The sequence below is a fragment of the Burkholderia aenigmatica genome, from assembly GCF_902499175.1.
In the GTDB taxonomy this organism is placed as follows: Bacteria; Pseudomonadota; Gammaproteobacteria; order Burkholderiales; family Burkholderiaceae; genus Burkholderia; species Burkholderia aenigmatica.
In genome coordinates, this window is the sequence record NZ_CABVQC010000075.1 from 23137 (window position 1) to 43903 (window position 20767).

Genomic DNA, 20767 nt, shown 5'->3' on the forward strand with positions numbered 1-20767 from the left:
TCACGACTTCGCCTCCGCGGCGCCGGAGGCCGGCTTCGCGGCCGGCGTCGAGACGATCACCTGATCGCCGTTCGCGAGCGCGTCGCTCGGGTTCGTGACGAGGCGGTCGTTCGGCGTGAGCGGGCCGTCGATCTCGAGCGTCTGCCCGATCGTGCGCACGACCGTCACCGGTTTCAGGCGCACCTGGCCGTTCGCGTCGACGGTCGCGACCGTCGGGCCTTCGGCGCGGAACAGCAACGTATTGGCCGGCACCTGCAGGCGGCCGACCGGCGTCATCGGCAGCGTCGCCTGCACATAGGCGCCGGGCAGCAGCCGCCCGTCCGGGTTCGGCAGCGTGATTTCGATCTGCAACGAGCGCGTCGCGACGTCGATCGCCTCGGACGTGCGCGTGATCGTCCCGTCGAAGGTCCGGCCCGGCAGCTCGGCCTGCGCGACGCTCACGTGCTGGTCGACCTTCACCTGCTGCGCGTACGCCTGCGGCACCTGCACGTAGAGGCGCAGCCGGTCCGCCTGTACGACCGTGAACAGCGAGCGGCCCGCGTTGCCGGAGCTGACGAGATCGCCGACATCGACGTTGCGCTGCGTGACGATCCCGTCGATCGGCGCGACGATCCGCTGGAAGCCTTTCAGCTCGGTGAGGCGGCGCATGTTCGCATCGGCCGCCGCGAGGTTCGCGGTGCCCTGGTTGAACGCGCCTTGCCGGTCGTCGAGTTCCTGCTGCGAGACGGCGTCGCGCTGCCGCAGTTGCTGCGCGCGGTCGAACGACGTCTTCGCGAGCGCGAGCGCGGCTTGCGCCTGCTGGCGCTGCGCGGTGGCCTGCGCGAGTTCCTGGTTCAGCTCGGGCGTGTCGAGTTCGGCGAGCAGTTGCCCCTGTTTCACGTGCGCGCCGATGTCGGCCTGCCAGCGCAGCACGTAGCCGCTCGCGCGGGCGTAGATCGGCGCCTCGACGAAGCCGCGCAGCGTGCCGGGCAGCGTCAGCTTGCCGCCGGTGGCCGCATCGACCGGATGCACGACGGTCACGTACTGGCGCGTGTTCTGCTCGGCGACCGCATCGAGCCGGTTGTGGTTCAGCACGTTGACGACGACCGTGCGCGCGGCGCCGGCGGCCAGCAGCACGCCGATCACGATCAGGACGATGCGTCCGCGTCGCGACACCGACGTGCGCGACGGCAGGTGCATGCCATGTTCGTCCACCTGGATGCCGACGGAGCTGTGATGTTTCTCTTCCATGAATTCAACCAAATCAACCGGGTAGTGGGACGAAAGTCAGTGTCCGGCCTGGCGCGCGCGCCGGCGGGCCAGCCGCGCATGCACGCCGCCGAACACGAGCGGCACGAACAACAAGGTCGACACGGTCGCGAACAGCAGCCCGCCGATCACCGCGCGGCCGAGCGGCGCGTTCTGCTCGGCGCCTTCGCCGAGACCGAGCGCCATCGGCACCATCCCGATGATCATCGCGAGCGCCGTCATCAGCACCGGCCGGATCCGCGTCGCGCCGGCTTCCAGCGCGGCCGTGAGCGGCGGCGCGCCGGCCGCGAGACGCTGGCGCGCGAACGACACAACCAGGATGCTGTTCGCGGTCGCGACGCCCACCGTCATGATCGCGCCCGTCAACGCGGGCACGCTCAGGTGCGTGCCGGTGATGAACAGCATCCAGACGATGCCGGCGAGCGCGGCCGGCATCGCGCTGATGATGATCAGCGGGTCGAGCCACGACTGGAAATTGACGACGATCAGCAGGTAGACCAGCACGATCGCCATCGCGACGCCCGCGCCGAGGCCGATATACGACGTGCGCATCGTCTCGATCTGGCCGCGCATCGTCAGCTCGGTGCCGCGCGGCAGTGTCGAGCGCGCGTCGGACACGATGCGGTCGATCTCGCCCGCGACCGCGCCGAGGTCGCGGCCTTCGACGCTCACGTACACGTCGATCGCCGGGCGGATGTTGTAGTGCGTGATCACGGCCGGATTCGCGGTGCTGCGCACCTGCACGAGGTTGCCGAGCAGTTGCAGCGGCATGCCCGTGCGGCCGCTCGCCGAGATCGGCGTGCCGAGCAGGTCGTCGACCGACGAGATGCTGTATTGCGGGGTCTGGATCTGCAGCGGGTACTGGACGCCGGTGCGCGGGTTGATCCAGAACGACGGCGTGGTCTGAGAACTGCCGGACAGCGAGATCAGCATGTTCTGCGCGACGTTCTGCGCGGAGAGGTTGAGCTGCTGCATGCGCGTACGGTCCATGTCGGCCAGCAGGGTCGGCTCGTCGTTGCGTTGCAGCACGTGCACGTCGACGGCGCCGGGGATTTGCCTGAACTTTTTCATCAGGCTGCTCGCGATAGTCATGTTACTCGCGAGATCGTTGCCGAGCACCTGCAGGTCGATCGCGGCCGGTTGGCCGAAGTTGAGGATCTGCGTGATGATGTCCGACGGCTGGAAGAAGAACTCGACGCCGGGGAAGCGCTCGGGCAGCACCGTGCGCAGCGCCTGGATGTAGTGCTGGGTCGCGCGATGGCCGGGCTTCAGCGCGATCAGCAGCTCGCCGTCGAGCGTGCCGATCGTGCCCGCGTTGCTGTACGACAGGTTGATGCCGCTCGCCGGCAGGCCGAGGTTGTCGACGATCGCGCCGAGTTCGTCCGGCGGCACGGTTTCGCGGATCACGCGCTCGACCTGGTCGGCGAGGCGCGCGGTTTCCTCGATCCGGTAGCCGGTCGGCGCGCGCATGTGCAGCCGGATGTTGCCGGAATCGGCATTCGGGAAGAAGTCGCGTCCGAGCACGAACACGAGGCCCGTCGACAGCACGCAGAAGCCGAGGAAGCACATCGCGTAGAAGCGGCGGCGCACCAGCAGGATGCTGAGCAGCACGATGTACCACGCGCGCAGCCGCTCGAACGCGTCGTTGAACGCGTGATGGATGCGCGCGAAGCGCGACGTCGAATGGTCGGGGCCGGTGCTGGCCTGCTGCGGGCGGAACAGCAGCATCGCGAGCGTCGGCACCAGCGTGCGCGACAGCACGTACGACGCGAGCATCGCGAACACGACCGCTTCGGCGAGCGGCACGAACAGGAAGCGCGCGACGCCGGTCAGGAAGAACATCGGCACGAACACGATGCAGATGCACAGCGTCGACACGAACGCGGGCACCGCGATTTCGCCCGCGCCTTCGAGGATCGCGTCGTGCAGGTTCGTGCCGAGATGCAGGTGCCGCTCGATGTTCTCGATCGTCACCGTCGCATCGTCGACCAGGATCCCGACCGCGAGCGCGAGCCCGCCGAGCGTCATGATGTTGATGGTCTCGCCGAGCGCGGACAGCGCGATCAGCGACGTGAAGATCGACAGCGGGATCGAGATCGCGATGATCAGCGTGCTGCGCCAGTTGCCGAGGAACAGCAGGATCATCATCGCGGTCAGCACGGCGGCGATCAGCGCCTCGTGGATCACGCCCTGGACGGCCGCGTTGACGAACACCGACTGGTCGAACAGCGGCGTGATCGTGAGCCCTTCGGGCAGCGTCGGGATCACCTTCGGCAGCAGCGCCTTCAGGTCCGCGACGACCTTGAGCGTCGACGCGTCGCCGCTTTTCAGGATCGAGATGAGCACGCCGCGCTGGCCGTTCTGGCGCACGACGTTGGTCTGCGGCGCGAAGCCGTCGCGTACCGATGCCACTTCACGCAGGTAGGTCGTCGCGCCGTTGACGGTCTGGATCGGCAGGTTGTTGATGTCGGCGATGGTGTCGGCCGACGCGTTCGTGTCGATCCGGTATTCGGTCTGGCCCATCTTCGCGGTGCCGGTCGGCAGCACGAGGTTCTGCGCGTTGACCGCGTTGACGATGTCGGCGGGCGTGAGCCCTTTCGCGAGCAGCGCCTGCGGATCGAGGTCGATCGCGACCACCCGCGTGCGGCCGCCGTACGGGAACGGAATCTGCACGCCCGGCACCGTGATCAGCTGCGGGCGCAGGAAGTTGAGCGCGATGTCGGCGAGCGACTGTTCGCTGAGTGTCTTGCTCGACAGCCCGAGCTGGATCACCGGGATGCTCGACGCCGAATAGGTGATCACGAGCGGCGGCGTCGCGCCCTGCGGCATCTGCCGCACGATCGCCTGCGCGGACGAGACCGTCTGCGCGATCGCCGTCTGCACGTTCGCACCCGGTTGCAGGAACACCTTCACGACCGCGATGCCGGGCAGCGACGTCGATTCGACGTGCTGGATGTTGTTGACGGTCGTCGTCAGGATCCGCTCATGGACGGACGTGATGCGGTTCGTCATCTCCGTCGCGGAGAAGCCGCCGTAATTCCAGATCACGCTGATCACGGGAATGTTGATCGCGGGCAGCACGTCGACCGGTGTGCGCATCAGCGCAAGCGGGGTGGCCAGCACGATCATGATGGCCATGACGATGAACGTGTAGGGGCGCTTGAGCGCGAGATTGACGATCCACATGGAGGCAGCGGGACAGGCGGTGATCAGGCGTGGGTAATTGGAACCCGAATGATAGACGTCGGCGTGGAACGGGTTACTGTCGCGAAACTGGCGGAATTGTCAGGTTGGCGCGCGGCGGCCGATTGCCGATTCAGCAGAGGAAACGCACGGCGGCGCGCTGGCCGGAACACGGCCGCGATGCCGGACGAGCCGGCTGCGTCGGCGGCGCTTTCGTTCATCAGCCCGCGCTCAGATCTGCTCCATCCCGACGCGCGCAAGCGCCCCCAAATCGACGACGTCGATCTGGTTGTACGCGAGCCGCAGCGCGCCGAGCTTCTCGAGCTGCTGCAGCGCCTGGTTGATCCGCTGCCGCGATACGCCGACGAGCATCCCCAGTTCCTCCTGTGAAATCGACAGCGACGGGCCGGTGTCCGGATACAGGTCGGGGTTGAACAGTTGCGTGAGCGCTTGCGCGACGCGGGCGTCGACGTCCAGCAGCCGGCTGTTCTGGATCGACGCGATGAATTCGCCCATCCGGTTGTTCAACTGGTGGATCACGAAGCGCGTGAACGGCAGGCTCGTGTCGAGCAGCGCGTGGAACGTGTCGACCGGCACGAACAGCACGGTCGAGCGCTGGATCGCGACGACCTCGTACTTGCGCAGTTCGCGCTTGATCACGCTGCCTTCGCCGAACCAGCCGCCCGACGGCACGCCGGAGAACGTGCAGCCGCGCCCCGACGCATTGAAGATCGCGAGCTTCAGCAACCCGCGGTGCACGCCGATCCAGTATTCGGACGGCGCGAGCCGGTGGGCGATCACGTCGCCGGCCTCGCACTGCTCGACGCGCGACTGGGCGAGCACGAGCGCCTGGTGTTCGGGTGCGAGCGTGCGGAACCACGCGCATTGGCCGAACAGCGTGGCCAGCGGCGGCAGCGGGCCCGGTTCGGGAAGGGCGTCGGCCGGGTAGGCGGGCGCGTCGGACGGGGCAGCGAGAGGGTCGTGCATGGGTGCGGGTTTGCGAGGATAGGGATAACGCGCAGCGCGTGAAAGGCACTCTGTCGTTTCGATGACAGACGGCTCACAATAGCGCCCGTTAGGCTGTCGGCAATTGAACCACATCAAAACGATCCGGGGTGGCTGTGCCCCGGTCGACAGGACACGGGAGACAGGATCATGACGCAGATGTTCGAGGCCGGACTCGGCCGCCGCGACGCGAATTACGTGCCGCTCACCCCGATCGACTTCCTGGTCAGGACGGCCGAAGTTTACGGCGAGCGCCTCGCGATCGTGCACGGCGACGTGCGGCGCACCTGGGGCGAGACCTACACGCGCGCGAAGCAACTGGCGAGCGCGCTCGCGCGGCTCGGCGTCGAACGCGGCGACACGGTCGCGGCGATGCTGCCGAACATCCCGGCGATGGTCGAGGCGCACTTCGGCGTGCCGATGGCCGGCGCCGTGCTGAACACGATCAACACGCGGCTCGATGTGTCGTCGGTGCTGTTCATGCTGCGTCATGGCGAAGCGAAGGTGCTGATCGTCGATACCGAATACGCGGAGTTCGCGCATCGCGCGGCGCTCGAGGTGCCGGGCCTGAAGATCATCAGCGTGGCTGACGCGATGCCGGCCGACCCCGCCCGTTTCGCGGGCGCGACGGATTATGAGGCGCTCGTCGCAAGCGGCGACGCCGACTACGCATGGACGCCGCCCGCCGACGAATGGGATGCGATCGCGCTGAACTACACGTCCGGCACGACCGGCGACCCGAAGGGCGTCGTCTACCACCATCGCGGCGCCTATCTCGCGGCGATCAGCAACATCCTCGAATGGGACATGCCGAAGCACGCCGTCTACCTGTGGACGCTGCCGATGTTCCATTGCAACGGCTGGTGCTTCCCGTGGGCCGTTGCTGCGCGCGCGGGCGTGAACGTCTGCCTGCGCAAGTTCGACGCGAAGACGGTGTTCGACCTGATCCGCCGCGAACGCATCACGCACTACTGCGGTGCGCCGATCGTGCAGAGCGCGATCGCGAACGCGCCGGCCGAATTCCGCGAAGGCATCGACCACACGGTGCACGCGATGGTCGCGGGTGCGGCGCCCGCGCCGGCCGTGATCGCGAAGATGAAGGAGATCGGCTTCGACCTGCTGCACGTGTACGGGCTGACCGAGGTCTACGGCCCGGCGACCGTGTGCGCGAAGCAGTCGCACTGGGAGGAACTGGGCGACGAGGATCGCGCTCGGCTCAACGCGCGCCAGGGCGTGCGCTATCACCTGGAAGCGGGCGCGACGGTGCTCGATCCCGACACGATGACGCCGGTGCCGGCCGACGGCGAGACGCTCGGCGAGATCATGTTCCGCGGCAACATCTGCATGAAGGGCTACCTGAAGAACCCGAAGGCGACCGACGACGCGTTCCACGGCGGCTGGTTCCATACCGGCGATCTCGCGGTGCTGATGCCGGACGGCTATATCCGGATCAAGGATCGCAAGAAGGACATCATCATCTCGGGCGGCGAGAACATTTCGAGCATCGAGGTCGAGGATGCGCTGTACCGGCATCCGGCGGTGGCGGTCGCGGCCGTCGTCGCGATGCCCGACCCGAAATGGGGCGAGGTGCCGTGCGCGTTCGTCGAGCTGCGCGAAGGCGCGAGCGCGACCGAGGCGGAGATCGTCGCGCATTGCAAGCAGCTGCTCGCGGGCTTCAAGGTGCCGAAGGCCGTGCGGTTCGGCGAACTGCCGAAAACGTCGACCGGCAAGATCCAGAAATTCCAGCTGCGCAATGCGGTGGGATCGGACAAGGCAATCGATCTGGCGGGCAGCGACGTGCCGGGCAAGAAGACGCAGTAATCCGACACGCTCGCTGCGCCGGCGGTCGCACGTCGTCGATCCGGCGGCCGGGCCGCCGGGCCGCCATCGTTCAGGCTTGGATCGTCATCAGCGCGGGCAGCGCCGTCACGTCCGGCTGTTCGTCGAGATGCCACAGCCAGTCGATCGCGCGGCGCGTTTGCGCAGGCTTCCAGTAGGCCTGGACGCACTTCGCGAACTTGGTTTCGAAATTCGCGCGCGTCATCGGATGGTGCGGAAAGCCCGGCAGGTCGTCGACTTCCCGCGTGAACCGGCGCCCGTCGTCGGTCACGGCGGTCACGCGATTCGGCGCGTATTGCGGAAAGCGCGCCGTCAGCGCGGGGTCTTCCACGACCGTGATCCGTTCGATCAGGGCGTGCAGTTTCGGGTCGCGCAGCGCCGCCGGGGTATAGCTGGCGGTCGTGATGTCGCCGTCGAGCATTGCGCGCGCAACGATGTAGGGCAGGCTGTGATCGGCCGTCTCGCTGGTTTCGGGCGCCCATTTTTGCCGGTCCTTGCCCGCGGTGACGTAGCCGACCCGCGTCGTCGCGACCTCGATGCTGCGGATCCGCGCGAGATCGCCGACTTGCGCGGCGACGTCGATCGCCGCCGGAATCGACGTCTGCGTGAGCCCTTGCGCCGGGTAGAACTTCACGATGCAGTCGTTGATGCGGAAACGCCCGCCGCGCCCGCCGAACTGCGTCAGGTCGACGTCGAATGCCCCCGAGATCTGCCGGAAGAAGCCGGCGTTGCCCTCGAAGATCGGCGACGGGCCGGTCAATCCCTCACGTGCCAGGCGCGTCGCGAAGATCGCATTGCGCGCGGCGTCCGCATCGGCCAGCGCCTTCCAGTTCGACAGTTCCTGGATGCGCGTCTGGTTGAGGGCCATGTGTCCGTTGATCGCAAGATTCACGGCCTGCACGAGCTGCGGCCGGGTCAATGCCATCAGCCGGCCGGTCGCGAGCGCGACGGCAGGCAGGCTGTAGCACGTGTGGTCCCAGCCGCGCGGGCTGATCGCGGCCGCGTCCATCAGGCGGCAATTGATCTCGTAGGCCAGCGCGATCGCGAGGATCAGGTCGCGGCCGCTGCCGCGCTGCGCTTCGGCCACGGCCAGGCACGGCGCGACGTTGTCGCTCGGGTGGCCGGTTTCCTTGCCCGCGTACGCGTCGTTGAGGTCGAAGTAGCGGAGCGCCGCGCCGTTGGCGAACGCGGCGAGATCGGGCGTCGTGCGTTGCGCGGTGCCGAGCAGCGTCGACGAGCCGCCGCCCGTTGCGAGCGCAACCTGTCGGGCGATGCGGACCGGCGCTTCGTCGTGGGCCGCGATCGCGCAGCCGAGCGCGTCGATGAAATGTGATTTGACGGTCTCGACGGTGGCCGCGTCGAGATCCTCGTAACGGAGCGATGCGGCGTAGTCGGCCAGCCGATGGGCGAGGTTGTCGGGCGATGCGGGCGTCTGCGCATACGTGCGCAACGGCAGGGCGCCCGCGACGGCGGCGCTGGTCAGGGTGGACAGGAAGTGGCGTCGGTTCATGTTCTGGAGCATCGGGAAGGAGTGGTCGGAAAACGTGCGCACGGAAGTCGGACGGGGCGCTAGAACAGCTTGCGCATGCCGACGGCGATGCCGAGCGAACTGTTGCGGTTGCTGGCGAGCGAATAGTTGAGGATGCGGTAGTTGTAGTTGTCGAAATCGAGCGCGGCGCGCCATGCGTAGCCACTGGTCAGATAGAGCGTGGTGGCTTTCGACAGCGCGTAGTTGAACTGCACCGTGATCTGCTTCGGGTTCTCGGGATCCGGGGCCGGCTGGCCGGCCGCGGGATTCTGCTTGCCGATGTCCTCGTAGTAGAACGCGCCGATCACCTGCAGCACGGGCGAGACCTGGTAACGCGTGCCGAGCCAGTAGAAGTTGAAGCGCGTGACCACGCCGGGTGTCGTCACAGTGCCGTTCGCATGGGTGAAGCCCGCGATCAGTTGCGCCGCGCCCACCGTGTAGATCGCGGAGGCCGCATAACGCCGGAAATGGGTGATGTCGGCGGGCTGCGTGCCGTTGACGTTGTCGTAGGCGGCGGCCACCGACAGCGCCGCCCCCGTGTATTCGAAGCCGATCCCCGAGGCCGCGCCGCTGCGAAACGATCCCGGCGTGCCGCCGAAGGCGTAGTGCGCCTGGATCGCGACCGGCCCGAAGGTCACGCGGTACTTCGCCATGCTGTTCTCGCGGAAGTTCAGGCCGACGATCGCGCCGGCGGGCTCGTAGATCGTCGAGTACGCGATGGTCGGCGAATAGTGTTCCATCACGTCGAACAGCGTCGTGTACTGGCGGCCGAGGCGCAGCGTGCCCCACCTGTCGTTTTGCAGCCCGACCCACGCGGAACGATCGAATCCGCCGGAATTGGTGCCGCTGTTGAGGTTGATCCCGCTTTCCAGCCGGAACACGGCCTGCCAGCCGCCACCGAGCGCTTCCGAGCCCTTGATGCCCCAGCGGGAGCCGCTTTTGCCGCCCGAGCCCATCCGCACGAGCGACCCGGAGCCGCCCGGCGTGGTGGCGTTCTGGTGCGTGAGGGTCTCGAGGTAGATGTCGGCGACGCCGTACAGCGTCAGGCTGCCCTGTGCGCTCGCGGTGGCGGAGGCCACCCCGAGGCCGCACAAGGCGAACAGCTTCTTCTTCATCGTTGTCTCCTGTTTTTTGATGTTGTTGTGTCAGTCATGCGAGTCGACGCGCCGGCCAGCGTGCGAGACGCACGACGTGCCGGCCGGGGCGGCGACGGGTACCGCCGCGTGGCGGCCGGCGACGCACGTTCGCCGGTACGCCGCGCGCGTGAACGGGCGCTAGCGGGGCGCGCCCTGCGCGTGGCCCGGCTGCGCCTGGCGCCGCGCGAGCACACGTCGTGCGCGCTCGACTACCGGCGCGTCGACCATCTTTCCGCCGACGCGCAGCGCGCCGCGCCCATCCGTGCGCGCAGCTTCGTACGCGTCGATCAGCGTCTGCGCGGCCTGGATCTCGTCGTCGGTCGGCGCGAATGCGCGGTTCAGGATCGGCACCTGCGCGGGGTGGATGCAGGTGGCGCCGGCGAATCCCATGGCCTTCGAGCGCTGCGCCATGCGGGCGAATGCATCGAGATCGTCGAGCGAGTCCGGCGTGCCGGCGAGGCCAAGCGGCAGCACGCCGGCCGCGCGCGCGGCGATGACCAGCAGCTGCTTGGGTACGTTCAGCACGTCCGCGCTCGCGTCGCTCTCGCAGTGCAATGCGAAATCGCCGCCGCCGAGCACCAGTGCCGCGATGCGCTGCGACGCGCGGGCGATCCGCGCTCTCGCCTCGAACGCACCGGGCGTCTCGATCATCGCGATCACGCGGATCGCGCCGTGCGCGACGCCCTGTTCGTCCTCCAGTTCGCCGAGCAGCGTGTCGATCGCCTCGAGGTGCGACGCGCCGAGGACCTTCGGGATCGCGACGCCGTCGGCCCCGGCGGCAACCGCCGCGCGCAAGTCGCCCGCGAGCCATTGCAGCGAGCCGTTGACCCGGACCAGCACGTCGCCGCCCGCGGCCTTCAGGCGCGGTACGGCCGCCGCCAGTGCGTCGCGCGCAAGCGCCTTCCGGTCCGCCGGCACGCTGTCTTCGAGATCAAGCAGCAACGCGTCGGCGCCGCACGTCGCGGCCTTGTCGACGAAGCGCGGGACGTGGGCCGGCACGTACAGCAGCGAGCGCCAGCCGGGTGCGTTGCAGGTGAGGTTTTTCATGGCAATCCGTAAAAATGAAAGTGACTTTCATTTTTGTGCGGATCGTGAAGGTTCGTCAATATCGAGGTTTACCCGAAAAAACAACGGGAATATGAGGATTCTCAGGTGATGATCGATCCGTTGCCTGTTGACACGGCGAGTCGCATCCATAAAAATGAAAGTCACTTTTGTTTTTGTGCGGATGTGCCCCGGTGCCGTCCGTCCCGGTTTCTCTTTGCGAGGTAGGTATGAATGCTCAGGCAGATGGCGGCGTTTCGGCCGTCAATCGCGCATTGTCGGCGCTGCTGGCGTTCGGCGATGCGCCGAACGGATTGATGCTCGCGCAGGTCAGCGAGGCGACGGGGCTCAACATGAGCACGTTGCTGCGCCTGTTCGAATCGCTCGAGATGTTCCAGTTCGTCAAGCGCATGCCCGACGGCCGCTATGTGCTCGGGCCGGCCACCTTCCATCTCGGCATGATGTATCGCGAGTCATTCCAGCTGCGCGAGCACGCGGTGCCGTTACTGACGAGGCTGTCGGAGGAAACCGCCGAAACCTCGGCGTTCTACGTGCGCGACGGCGACGAGCGCGTCTGCCTGTTTCGTGCGTATGCCCAGCGTGCCGTCCACACCAACGTGCGCGAAGGCGACCGTTTCCCGCTCGAGGTCGGGGCGGCCGGCCGGATCCTGCTCGCGTTCTCGGGCACGCGTGGCGGCGATTACGACAAGGTCGCCGAGCAGGGCTACGCGGTGTCGATCGCGGAACGCGACCCGGAGAGTGCGGCGATCGCCTGCCCGGTATTCGGGGTAGGCCGTTCGCTCGCCGGCGCGATTTCGCTGGGCGTGCCGCGCTATCGTTTCAACAAGAAGGTGCTCGCCGATTACCTGCCGCGCGTGCAGGCCGCGGCGAGCGAACTGACCCATACGCTGGGCGGCGATCTGCCCGTGTCGGCCAGCGTGCCCGCGGCAATCGGCCCGCAGGGCGAATTGCAGGATTAATCCACCAGGAGAATCTTCATGTCGGAACCCTTGGCGCAAGCCGGAATCGAGAGCGCCAGTCACGCGGGCCGTATCGGCCCGCTCCACGCCCGCCAGTTCGACGCCGACGCCGCCGGCCCGTTGTCGGGCGTGCGCGTGGTCGACCTGTCGCGGCTGATGGCGGGCAACATGCTGAGCGTGCAGCTCGCGGATTTCGGCGCGGACGTCATCAAGGTCGAGCCCGAGCAGGGCGATACGCTGCGTGCGGTCGGCGCGGGCGGTATCAGTACGAACTGGAAGGTGTACGGGCGCAACAAGCGCAGCGTGTGCGTCGATCTGCGCACGCCGGAAGGCATCGACATCGTGCTGGCGCTGGTGCGCGATGCCGACGTGTTCATCGAGAGCTTCAAGCCCGGCGTACTCGAGCAGATGGGCCTCGGCCCCGACGTGCTGCTGGCGGTGCGCCCGAAGCTCGTGATCGCCCGCATTTCCGGGTGGGGGCAGACGGGGCCGTACCGCCACAAGCCCGGCTTCGGCACACTCGCGGAAGGTTACTCGGGCTTTGCGGCGATCAACGGCTTCGCCGACCGCGAACCGGTGCTGCCGCCGATGTTTCTCGGCGACATGACGGCCGGCCTGTCGGGCGCGATCGCCGTGATGGTCGGATTGTGGGCGCGCGACGCGAACGACGCGCCGGGCCAGGTGATCGACGTATCGTTGTTCGAGCCGCTGCTGTCGATCCTCGGGCCGTCCGCGGCGAACTATGCGATGACCGGCAGGGTCAAGCCGCGCACGGGCAGCCGCTCCACCAACACGGCGCCGCGCAATGCGTATCGCACGCGCGACGACCGGTGGCTGTGCCTGTCGAGCTCGACGCAGACGATGGCGGAGCGCCTGTTTCGCGCGATCGGGCGGCCCGATCTCGTGGACGATCCGTGCTATCGCACCAACGTGCTGCGCGTGCAGCATGCGCAGCAACTCGACGAGATCGTCGGCGGCTTCATCGCGGCGCGCGATCTGGCCGACAATCTCGCGTTCTTCGAGGAGGCGGGCGTCACGGCCGGTCCGATCCATGATATTAGCCAAGTTGTTCAGGATCACTACGTGATAGGGCGTGAGGCGCTGGTCAACGTGCCGGATGAGGACGTCGGCACGCTGCCGATGCACAACATCGCGCCGCGCTTCTCGCATACGCCGGGCACGTTCCGGCGGCCGGCGCCGCGGCTCGGCGAAAACAATCGCGAGATCCTCGTGCCGTTGCTGGGCGAGCGCGAATTCGCACGCCTCGTCGAACGCGGGGTGATCTGCCACGGATGACGACGGACGGGCACGTGCATCCACGGCCCGCGACAAACACAATCGAGGAGACTTTCGACATGAACCCGCGCTGGAACCACCGGCCGCCCGGCTCGAACTGGGGCGATTTTGGCGACGACGACCAGAAAGGGCGTCTCAACTGGCTCACGCCGCAGAAGACACTGGAGGGCGTGCGCGAAGTGCGGGAAGGCCGCGTGTTTTCGCTCAGCCTGCCGCTCGACGTGCCGCACGGCGGCGGGCTCAACGCGCGGCGGCGGCCGCCCGCGATCATGCCCGCGCTGCTGCACGACAAGCCGTACTTCGGCTATCGCGCGGACGAGCAGGTGGCGCATGCCACGGACGTCGTATGCGACGACGCGTTCTGCCTGCATTCGCAGTTCTCGACGCAATGGGACGCGCTGTCGCACGTCGGCGGCCTGTTCGACGCGGACGGCGATGGCGATGCGGAAGCGGTGTTCTACAACGGCTTCCGGATGGGCGAGCACGTGCGGGTACCCGAGGCCGGTGCGCAGGTGGGCGGCGCCCGCGCGCTCGGCATCGAGCACATGGCCGCGAGCGGCGTGCAGGGGCGCGGCGTGATGATCGACCTGCGGCATCATTTCGGCGATACGCGTCGCAAGGTCGGATATGACGACCTCATGGCGGTGATGCGGGCCGACGAAGTCGTCGTCGAGCGCGGTGACATCGTCTGCCTGCATACCGGCTTCGCCGACCTGCTGCTCGACGCCGAGGTGCCGGGCCGCGCGCTCGACGTGCACGCCGCCTGCTGCGTGCTCGACGGCGACGATCCCCGCTTGCTCGAATGGATCGACGTGTCCGGGCTCGCCGCCCTGGTCGCGGACAACCACGCGGTCGAAGAGCGTCCGCGGTCGCCGCTGCCGCGTGCCGAACGCGGGCCGCTGATGCCGTTGCACGCGCTGTGCCTCTTCAAGCTCGGCATCCATCTCGGCGAGCTGTGGCACCTCACGCCGCTCGCACGCTGGCTGCGCGAACACCGGCGCAATCGCTTCCTGCTGACGGCGCCGCCGCTGCACCTGCGCGGCCTCGTCGGCTCACCGGTCAATCCGGTCGCGACCGTCTGAACGCGGCGCGACACCCCGCATTCCTTTCCGGAGACAGCAGCATGTCCAACTCAACCGCGCTTGCCGTGACGGCGCGCATCGACCGTCTGCCGCCGACGGCCAGCATCTGGCGCCTCGTGCTGATGCTGAGCGTCGGCGGTTTCTTCGAGGTCTACGACCTGTTCCAGATGACGTACCTGCCGGCCGGCCTCGTCAGCGACGGGATTTTTCACGTCGGCGCGAAGGGCATGTTTGGCCTGTCCGACCAGGCGACGCTCGGCGCGGCGACGTTCATCGGCCTGTTCATCGGCGAAATCGCCGTGGCGCGGCTTGCCGACCGTTTCGGGCGGCGCGCCGTCTTCACCGGCTCGCTGCTGCTCTATACGTTCGCCAGTCTTGCGATGTGCATGCAGCAGACGGCGGTAGGCATCCATCTGTGCCGGCTGGTCGCGGGCATCGGCGTGGGCGCTGAACTGATCACCATCGGCGCGTACCTCACGGAACTCGTGCCGAAGGGCATGCGCGGCCGCGCGTTCGCCGTGTGTTTCGCGATCGGCTATCTCGCGATGCCGGTGCTTGCGCTCGCGTCCTGGCTGCTGATCCCGCGTGCGCCGCTCGGCATTTCCGGCTGGCGGTGGGTGATTCTCGCGGGCGGCAGCGGTGCGGTGGTCGTCTGGTGGCTGCAATCGCGGATTCCGGAATCGCCGCGCTGGCTCGCGATGCGCGGCCGCGTGGACGAAGCCGAAGCGGTGCTTGGAAAGATCGAGGCACGCGTCGCGAGCGAACATGGCGGGCCGCTGCCCGACGTGCCGCCCGTCGCGGCGGGCGAAGCGGAAACCGTGCGCGCGGTGTCGATGTGGGATGAAGGTTTGCGCGGCCGAACGCTGATGCTGATTGCGTTCAACGCGTGCCTGAGCATCGGCTTCTTCGGGTTCAGCCAGTGGCTGCCGAGCCTGCTGGCCGCTCGCGGTACGCCCGTGACGCAAAGCCTGCTCTATGCGTTCCTGATCGCGTTCGCGTATCCGCTCTCGCCGCTCGCGGCCGGGCTGTTCTCCGATCGCGTCGAGCGCAAGTGGCTGATCGTGGCGACTGCGTTCGGTGTCGCGTTGTTCGGGACGGCATTCGCGATGTCGTCGTCGGCCGCGGCCGTGATCCTGTTCGGGATCTTGATCACCTTTTGCAACACGACGCTCGCGAGCAATGCGACCGCCTATCAGGCCGAGGTTTTCCCGACCGCCATTCGCAGCCGCGCGCTGGGGTTCGTCCACTCGTTCGGCCGGCTGACCGGCGTGGTGAGCAGCTACCTGATCGCGCTGATCCTCGCGCATCTCGGCGTGCCGGCGGTGTTCGTGCTGATCGGCGCAAGCATGCTGGTCGTGATGTTGTCGATCGGGCTGTTTGGTCCCCGCACCAATCGCCGTTCGCTCGACGAGATCGCGGCGCCGGCGGTTGCACGGCAGGGCGCGGCGGAATCGGGTTCGGCGGGCCGGTATCGCGCGCCGGCCGTGCGCGCGAGACAGCGGTAGTCCGGGCGCGACCGCTTCCGCGCGGCGCGTGCCGGGTTCAGCGGCGACGCGTCAACCCGTCAACCCGGAATGAGCCACGCGATCACGAGATACCGGGCGACCTTCGCGATGGTGACGATCGCGAGGAACGACGGCAGCGGCTCGCGCAACACGCCGGCGATCATCGTCAGCGGATCGCCGATCACGGGCGCCCAGCTCAGCAGCAACGACCAGCGGCCGTAGCGCGCATACCAGCCCTCGGCGCGCGCGAGCGCGGCCGGCTTGACGGGAAACCAGCGACGCTCGCGGAAGTGCTCGATGCCGCGCCCGAGCGCCCAGTTGATCACGGAGCCGGCGACGTTGCCGAGGCTCGCGACGAGCACCAGCGCCCACACGGGTTCGCGCCCGGCGAGCAGCAGGCCGGCGAGCACGGCTTCGGACTGGAGCGGGAACAGGGTCGCGGCGACCATCGACACGGCGAACAGGCCGCCGTAAGTGAGCAATTCGGACATCGCGCGATTGTACCGGGCACGCGCCGGCCGCCCTGGGGCACCGGGTCACACGTTCATGCGTTCATGTGGCGTCGGCCGTGCCGAACAGCAGGTGCGAGATCACCGACTTGTCGACGGGTTCGTCGTTGAGCGTGCTGGCCAGCAGTTCGCCCGCGAGTTGCTGGGGCGAAAACACCATGTCGGGTTTCAGGAGGCGCAGCCGTTCGAGGTTGCGCTGCTGGTTCACGAGCGCGACCGTGCGTACCGACGGTGCAATCTCGCGGATCGCGAGGATGATGAAGGCGTTCTCGGCGTCGTCGGAGCGCAGCGCGAGCACGGCGCGCGCGGTCGCCGCGCCGGCGCTTTCCAGCACCGCGTGGTCGGTCGCATCGCCGACGATCAGGTCGGTCGTGGCCGGATAGTTGTGCTCGACGCCGGCCGGCACGACGACGGTCACCGCGTAGCCGCGCTTGCGCAGTCCGTCGTGTACCGCATGCGCGACGGGTGTTGCGCCGACGATCAGATAATGATGCTTGCGGATCACGTTCGAAATGCCTCCCTTGACGATCCGTTTCAGATTGCCGCCGATCACGGGGCCGACGACCGCGCTGATCGACGTCGCGAACACCGTGATGCCGAGCACGATCACCGACGCGGTGAACAGGCGCGCGGTCGGCGCGTGCGGCACGATGTCGCCGTAGCCCACCGTCGACATCGACACGATCGAGAAATAGACGGCCGTGGCGAGATCGTGGACGGGCGGCGTGAATTCGTCGCCGAGATACAGCACGCCGAAGGTCGCGTAGATCAGCAGCGACACGATGCTCAGCAACGCGAACAGGCTGCTCGCGGCGACGCTCGCGCGGTCGAAGTGCCGCCAGTAATACAGCAGCGCGACGGCCAGCACGGCCGTATAGACGAATACCGCGTGGCTGCGATAGCCGCCGAGCACGCTGATCGCGGCGGCGGCGACCAGCAGCAGGATCGACAGCACCCACGCGACGCGGGCGCGCAGCACGATGCCGATGGCCATCGTCGCGAGGCCGGCCGCGACGACCACTTGCGGCAACACGACGAGCCCGGCGTTGTCGACGAGGTTCAGCGCATCGGCGAGCCACGCGTGATGCACGCCGAGCCGGGCATGGTCGACCACGGGGCGCAGCACCATGAGCGCATCGAGTGCGAGGAGGAGGGCGAGATACCAGTGCAGGCCGATCGGCGCGAACAGGCGCCGCAGGCGGGTAGTGAGGGGCTTCATCCAGTCGCCCGGCTGGCCGGGCATGTCCAACGAACCAGCCGCTACCCTATAGCATTCGGCGATCGCGTGCTTTTTCGAGGGGTGTGGCGGTGGCCGCGATGAAGCCGGCCGGCCGCCCGGCGGTTCAGTTCCAGCCGACCATGATCGCGCCCATCCCGACGAGCAGCCCGCCCGTCACGCGGTTCATCGCGCGCATCCGCGCCGGCCCTTGCAGCGCGCGGCTCAGCCGGTGCGAGAACAGCGCCATCGACGCGACCCCGCCCGCGAACAGCACCGCGAACGTCGCCGCGAGCAGCAGGAACTGCTGGTTCAGGCTCCAGTCGGCGCTTGGGCTGATGAACTGCGGAAAGAACGACGGAAAGAACAGCAGTGTCTTCGGGTTGAGGCCCGAGGTGGCGACGCCGCGCCAGAACAGCGCGCGGTGCGAGTCGGTTTCCGGCGTTGCCGCACTGGCCGGCCCGGTCGAGGCAGCGGGTGCGCCCGCCGGCGCACGGCTGAGCCATTGCTTGCAGCCGAGCCAGACGAGGTAGGCCGCGCCGGCCCAGCGGAGTACGGTCAGCGCGCGCTCGTCGAGATGCACGAGGGAATTCAGACACAGCGCGGTCAGCGCGAGTTGCAGCAGCACGGCGAGCGTGCCGCCCCAGACGCACGGCAGCGCGCGGCGCCAGCCGGCGCGCAGTGCCTGGTTCATGGAGAGAAGGTTGACGGGGCCGGGGGCGTAGACGAGAACGGCGGAAGCAGCGAGAAACGAGAGGTAAAGCCTGAACGACATGACGGGTAGGGCAGGAACAGGAACACGGGCGCCGAAGCCGCGCGGCCGGATAGGCGCGCGGGCGGCGGGGAATCGCATGCCTGCTGGCCGGCACCGCAACTCGTGATTGCGGCCGTGCGTCCCGGTGCGAGGGGGTTGTCGCGGGGAGCGTGCCGGACAACAGGCATGGGTAAAAATATATCAAGGGGCCGGATTAAAAGGCTTCCGCATTTCCACACAAACCGACACAAATCCGGAATGTCGTTCAGATAGAATCCCGGTTTTCAGTAGAAGATTCTCCCTGCCATGGCCACACGTGAACGCTCGCCGAAAACGCTCGACAGTCAGGACCGCAAGATCCTCGGCGCACTGCAGAAAAACGCGCGTCTGTCGAACGCCGAACTGGCCGAACAGATCGGCATGTCGACCACCGCGTGCTGGAACCGCACGCGGCAGCTCGAGGTGGACGGCTATATCGACGGCTATGTCGCACTGGTCAACCAGCGGAAGCTGGGCTATGCGGACATCGTGATCCTCGAAGTCACGCTCGATCGTCACGAGGACGACGCGCTCGCCCGCTTCGGCGAGGAGCTCGCCGCACTGCCCGAGGTGCTCGAGGCTTACCTCGTGTCGGGCGAGTACGACTACTGGATCAAGGTCGCGGTGGACGGCACGGCCGGCTACGAGCGTTTCCTGCGCGAAAAGCTGTACAAGATCTCGAGCATCCGTCACAGCCGCTCGATGTTCGCGCTGCGCTGCATGAAGGACGTGCCGTCAATTCAGGTGTGATGGGAATAAGCATGCGGCCGGCGTTGATACGACGGCGCAGGTGGCTGCGCGTGGGCGCGGGGAAAGACGGCAATCGGGTGTAGGGCAAGCCGCATCGCGCGGTTCGGTACCCGGGCCGGCAAAGCGGATGAATCTTCCATCCGGGACGATCCGGCGTAACCGCGCGCCGGTTCGGTGACAGTTGCCCGCCCGGGCAACCGTCAGGCAGAACCGCGCCGACGCCGATCGGCGCCGGCATCGGCTTCAACGTGACTGCTACGCGCTCCCGACGCGGCGAGCGCATTCAACCGGGGCAACCCCGGCCGGTTTCCGACCGACAGCCAGGCGAGATGCCGTGCACTGCATGCCGATGCCCGACGCTGCGGCCTCGCGGCGCGCGTTCGGGCAAGCGGATCAGGCAGGGGGTGCGGCCAACTGGCGGCCGGCCGCTCCGTTCAGTGCGGCAGGCGTGCGTGTGCTTCAGCGATGACTTCGCAGTTCTCGAGATGGAGTGCCCAAGCTTCTGCAATCAGGTCGCTCACACGTGCGAGCCAGCCTGCGGATTCGGTGGAACGGTTGGAGACATTGGACGTTTGCATGACGAAGCCCCGTATAGGTGGCGAGTTAGGGATAACCCTAATCATAGCGAAACGGCTCCACTTTGTGAAATGCGATTTCGTTATATGAGAATTACTGACAATTTGTGTTGCTGCCTCGCAACATGAATATCGGGTGGCTTGGTCTCGGGCGCGCAGGCGTGGCGAGGCCGTGCCTGCACGGCCTCGCATGGGACAAGAGAAGGGATTCGAGCGGTGAGGAGGACGGCGGAAGCGGACGGCGGCTTACCGGCCGATCCACCCGAACCGCCACGACAGCCGCCGAGTCGCGGCGAGCAACGCTTGCGCGAGGTCGCTGTCCGGCCCGCGCGGGAAACCGCGCGACGAGCCGATGATCGCGATCACGAGCCGGATGCTGCCGGTATGGTCGAACACGGGCGCGGCGACCGTCCCGATGCCAGGCACCGGCGCGTCGAACGCGAAATCGAGTTCGTCCGCGCGGATCGTCGCAAGCCGCGCGCGGAAGGCGTCGTCGGCGGGCGCGGCGGCGTTGCCCGCGAGGCGCACGGGCTCGTCGGCGAGCAGGTCGGCCAGCACGTCGTCGGACATACCGGCCGCGAAGATCCGTCCGATCGCCGTATTGACGAGCGACATCACCGTGCCGACCTGCAGGCTCACGTGCTGCGGCCGCGCCGACTCTTCGAGGCGAATCACGGTCGGACCGAGCGGCCCGAGCGTCGCGGCCGCCACGCTCATGTCGGTCGCGCCGGCCAGTGCGACGATCTCGGCTTCCGCGTCGCGCGTCGGCGACACGCGCTGCATCGCGATCAGGCCGAGTGCTTGCCCGAGCGGGCCGCCGCCGAAGCAGCCGGCGTCGTCGCGGCTCAGCAGGCCAATCTTCTGCAGGCTGACGAGATGCGGAAACGCCTTCGCCGCCGGCATGCCGGCCGCCGCCGCGAGATCGCGTAGCGGCAGCGCGCGGCCCGCCGATACCAGCGCGAGCAGCAGCTCGCCGGTGCTGTCGAGCGCATTGATCCCGCGCTGCGCTTTCGCATCGTCGGCCAGCGCAGGGGGCAGGCGCAGGGCGGCCGGGGCCGGGGCCGGGCCGGACGCGGGC

16 protein-coding genes are annotated in these 20767 nt (G+C 67.8%); 6 read left to right on the forward strand and 10 right to left on the reverse strand.

All coding sequences use genetic code 11. The annotated features are described in order from the left end of the window. The 3 genes from BDO18943_RS35755 to BDO18943_RS35765 form a co-directional block, all read right to left on the reverse strand. Entirely contained in the window at positions 1–1230 is a 1230-nt protein-coding gene (locus BDO18943_RS35755; protein WP_175025924.1) for an efflux RND transporter periplasmic adaptor subunit, read from the reverse strand. A 36-nt stretch (positions 1231–1266) separates the two neighbouring features. After that, complete coding sequence (locus BDO18943_RS35760) at positions 1267–4434, reverse strand: efflux RND transporter permease subunit (RefSeq protein ID WP_175025925.1); 3168 nt, start codon at positions 4432–4434, stop codon at positions 1267–1269. A 228-nt stretch (positions 4435–4662) separates the two neighbouring features. Further along, entirely contained in the window at positions 4663–5418 is a 756-nt protein-coding gene (locus BDO18943_RS35765) for a Crp/Fnr family transcriptional regulator (protein WP_175025926.1), read from the reverse strand. Positions 5419–5586: 168 nt separating this feature from the next. Here BDO18943_RS35765 and BDO18943_RS35770 point away from each other — a divergent pair, with 168 nt between their 5' ends. Next, positions 5587–7257: an acyl-CoA synthetase gene (locus BDO18943_RS35770; protein ID WP_175025927.1), complete on the forward strand. Its 1671-nt coding sequence runs from the start codon at positions 5587–5589 to the stop codon at positions 7255–7257. A 70-nt stretch (positions 7258–7327) separates the two neighbouring features. On the opposite strand, the gene BDO18943_RS35775 is transcribed toward BDO18943_RS35770, so the two are convergent. The 3 genes from BDO18943_RS35775 to BDO18943_RS35785 form a co-directional block, all read right to left on the reverse strand. Continuing rightward, positions 7328–8785: an MmgE/PrpD family protein gene (locus BDO18943_RS35775; RefSeq protein WP_175025928.1), complete on the reverse strand. Its 1458-nt coding sequence runs from the start codon at positions 8783–8785 to the stop codon at positions 7328–7330. Between the two features lie 59 nt (positions 8786–8844). Then, positions 8845–9918 (reverse strand): porin, encoded by a 1074-nt coding sequence (locus BDO18943_RS35780; protein WP_175025929.1) that lies wholly within the window; start codon positions 9916–9918, stop codon positions 8845–8847. 159 nt (positions 9919–10077) lie between these two features. After that, entirely contained in the window at positions 10078–10986 is a 909-nt protein-coding gene (locus tag BDO18943_RS35785; protein WP_175025930.1) for an HpcH/HpaI aldolase/citrate lyase family protein, read from the reverse strand. Positions 10987–11213: 227 nt separating this feature from the next. Here BDO18943_RS35785 and BDO18943_RS35790 point away from each other — a divergent pair, with 227 nt between their 5' ends. Genes BDO18943_RS35790 through BDO18943_RS35805 form a run of 4 tightly spaced genes read left to right on the forward strand, consistent with a single transcriptional unit; the run spans position 11214 to position 15846 of the window. Next, complete coding sequence (locus BDO18943_RS35790; RefSeq protein ID WP_043183595.1) at positions 11214–11963, forward strand: IclR family transcriptional regulator; 750 nt, start codon at positions 11214–11216, stop codon at positions 11961–11963. Between the two features lie 18 nt (positions 11964–11981). Beyond that, entirely contained in the window at positions 11982–13259 is a 1278-nt protein-coding gene (locus tag BDO18943_RS35795; protein WP_175025931.1) for a CaiB/BaiF CoA transferase family protein, read from the forward strand. Positions 13260–13318: 59 nt separating this feature from the next. Continuing rightward, positions 13319–14341 carry a cyclase family protein gene (locus tag BDO18943_RS35800; RefSeq protein ID WP_175025932.1) on the forward strand — a complete coding sequence of 341 codons (1023 nt, stop codon included), beginning with the start codon at positions 13319–13321 and terminating at the stop codon, positions 14339–14341. Positions 14342–14382: 41 nt separating this feature from the next. Beyond that, a complete protein-coding gene (locus BDO18943_RS35805) occupies positions 14383–15846 on the forward strand; it encodes an MFS transporter (protein WP_175025933.1) in 1464 nt (487 codons plus the stop codon). A gap of 59 nt (positions 15847–15905) precedes the next feature. Here the strand turns inward: BDO18943_RS35805 and BDO18943_RS35810 are convergent, their stop codons facing one another. The 3 genes from BDO18943_RS35810 to BDO18943_RS35820 form a co-directional block, all read right to left on the reverse strand. Next, entirely contained in the window at positions 15906–16337 is a 432-nt protein-coding gene (locus BDO18943_RS35810; protein ID WP_175025934.1) for a YqaA family protein, read from the reverse strand. Positions 16338–16398: 61 nt separating this feature from the next. Further along, complete coding sequence (gene kch, locus BDO18943_RS35815; RefSeq protein WP_175025935.1) at positions 16399–17574, reverse strand: voltage-gated potassium channel protein; 1176 nt, start codon at positions 17572–17574, stop codon at positions 16399–16401. A gap of 124 nt (positions 17575–17698) precedes the next feature. Then, complete coding sequence (locus BDO18943_RS35820) at positions 17699–18346, reverse strand: LysE family translocator (RefSeq protein WP_175025936.1); 648 nt, start codon at positions 18344–18346, stop codon at positions 17699–17701. Between the two features lie 285 nt (positions 18347–18631). Between BDO18943_RS35820 and BDO18943_RS35825 the strand changes: the two genes are divergently transcribed. Continuing rightward, positions 18632–19114 carry an Lrp/AsnC family transcriptional regulator gene (locus BDO18943_RS35825; RefSeq protein ID WP_021159229.1) on the forward strand — a complete coding sequence of 161 codons (483 nt, stop codon included), beginning with the start codon at positions 18632–18634 and terminating at the stop codon, positions 19112–19114. An 821-nt stretch (positions 19115–19935) separates the two neighbouring features. On the opposite strand, the gene BDO18943_RS35830 is transcribed toward BDO18943_RS35825, so the two are convergent. After that, positions 19936–20767 (reverse strand): IclR family transcriptional regulator (locus BDO18943_RS35830; RefSeq protein ID WP_175025937.1); only part of this gene is annotated, 832 nt, incomplete at its 5' end.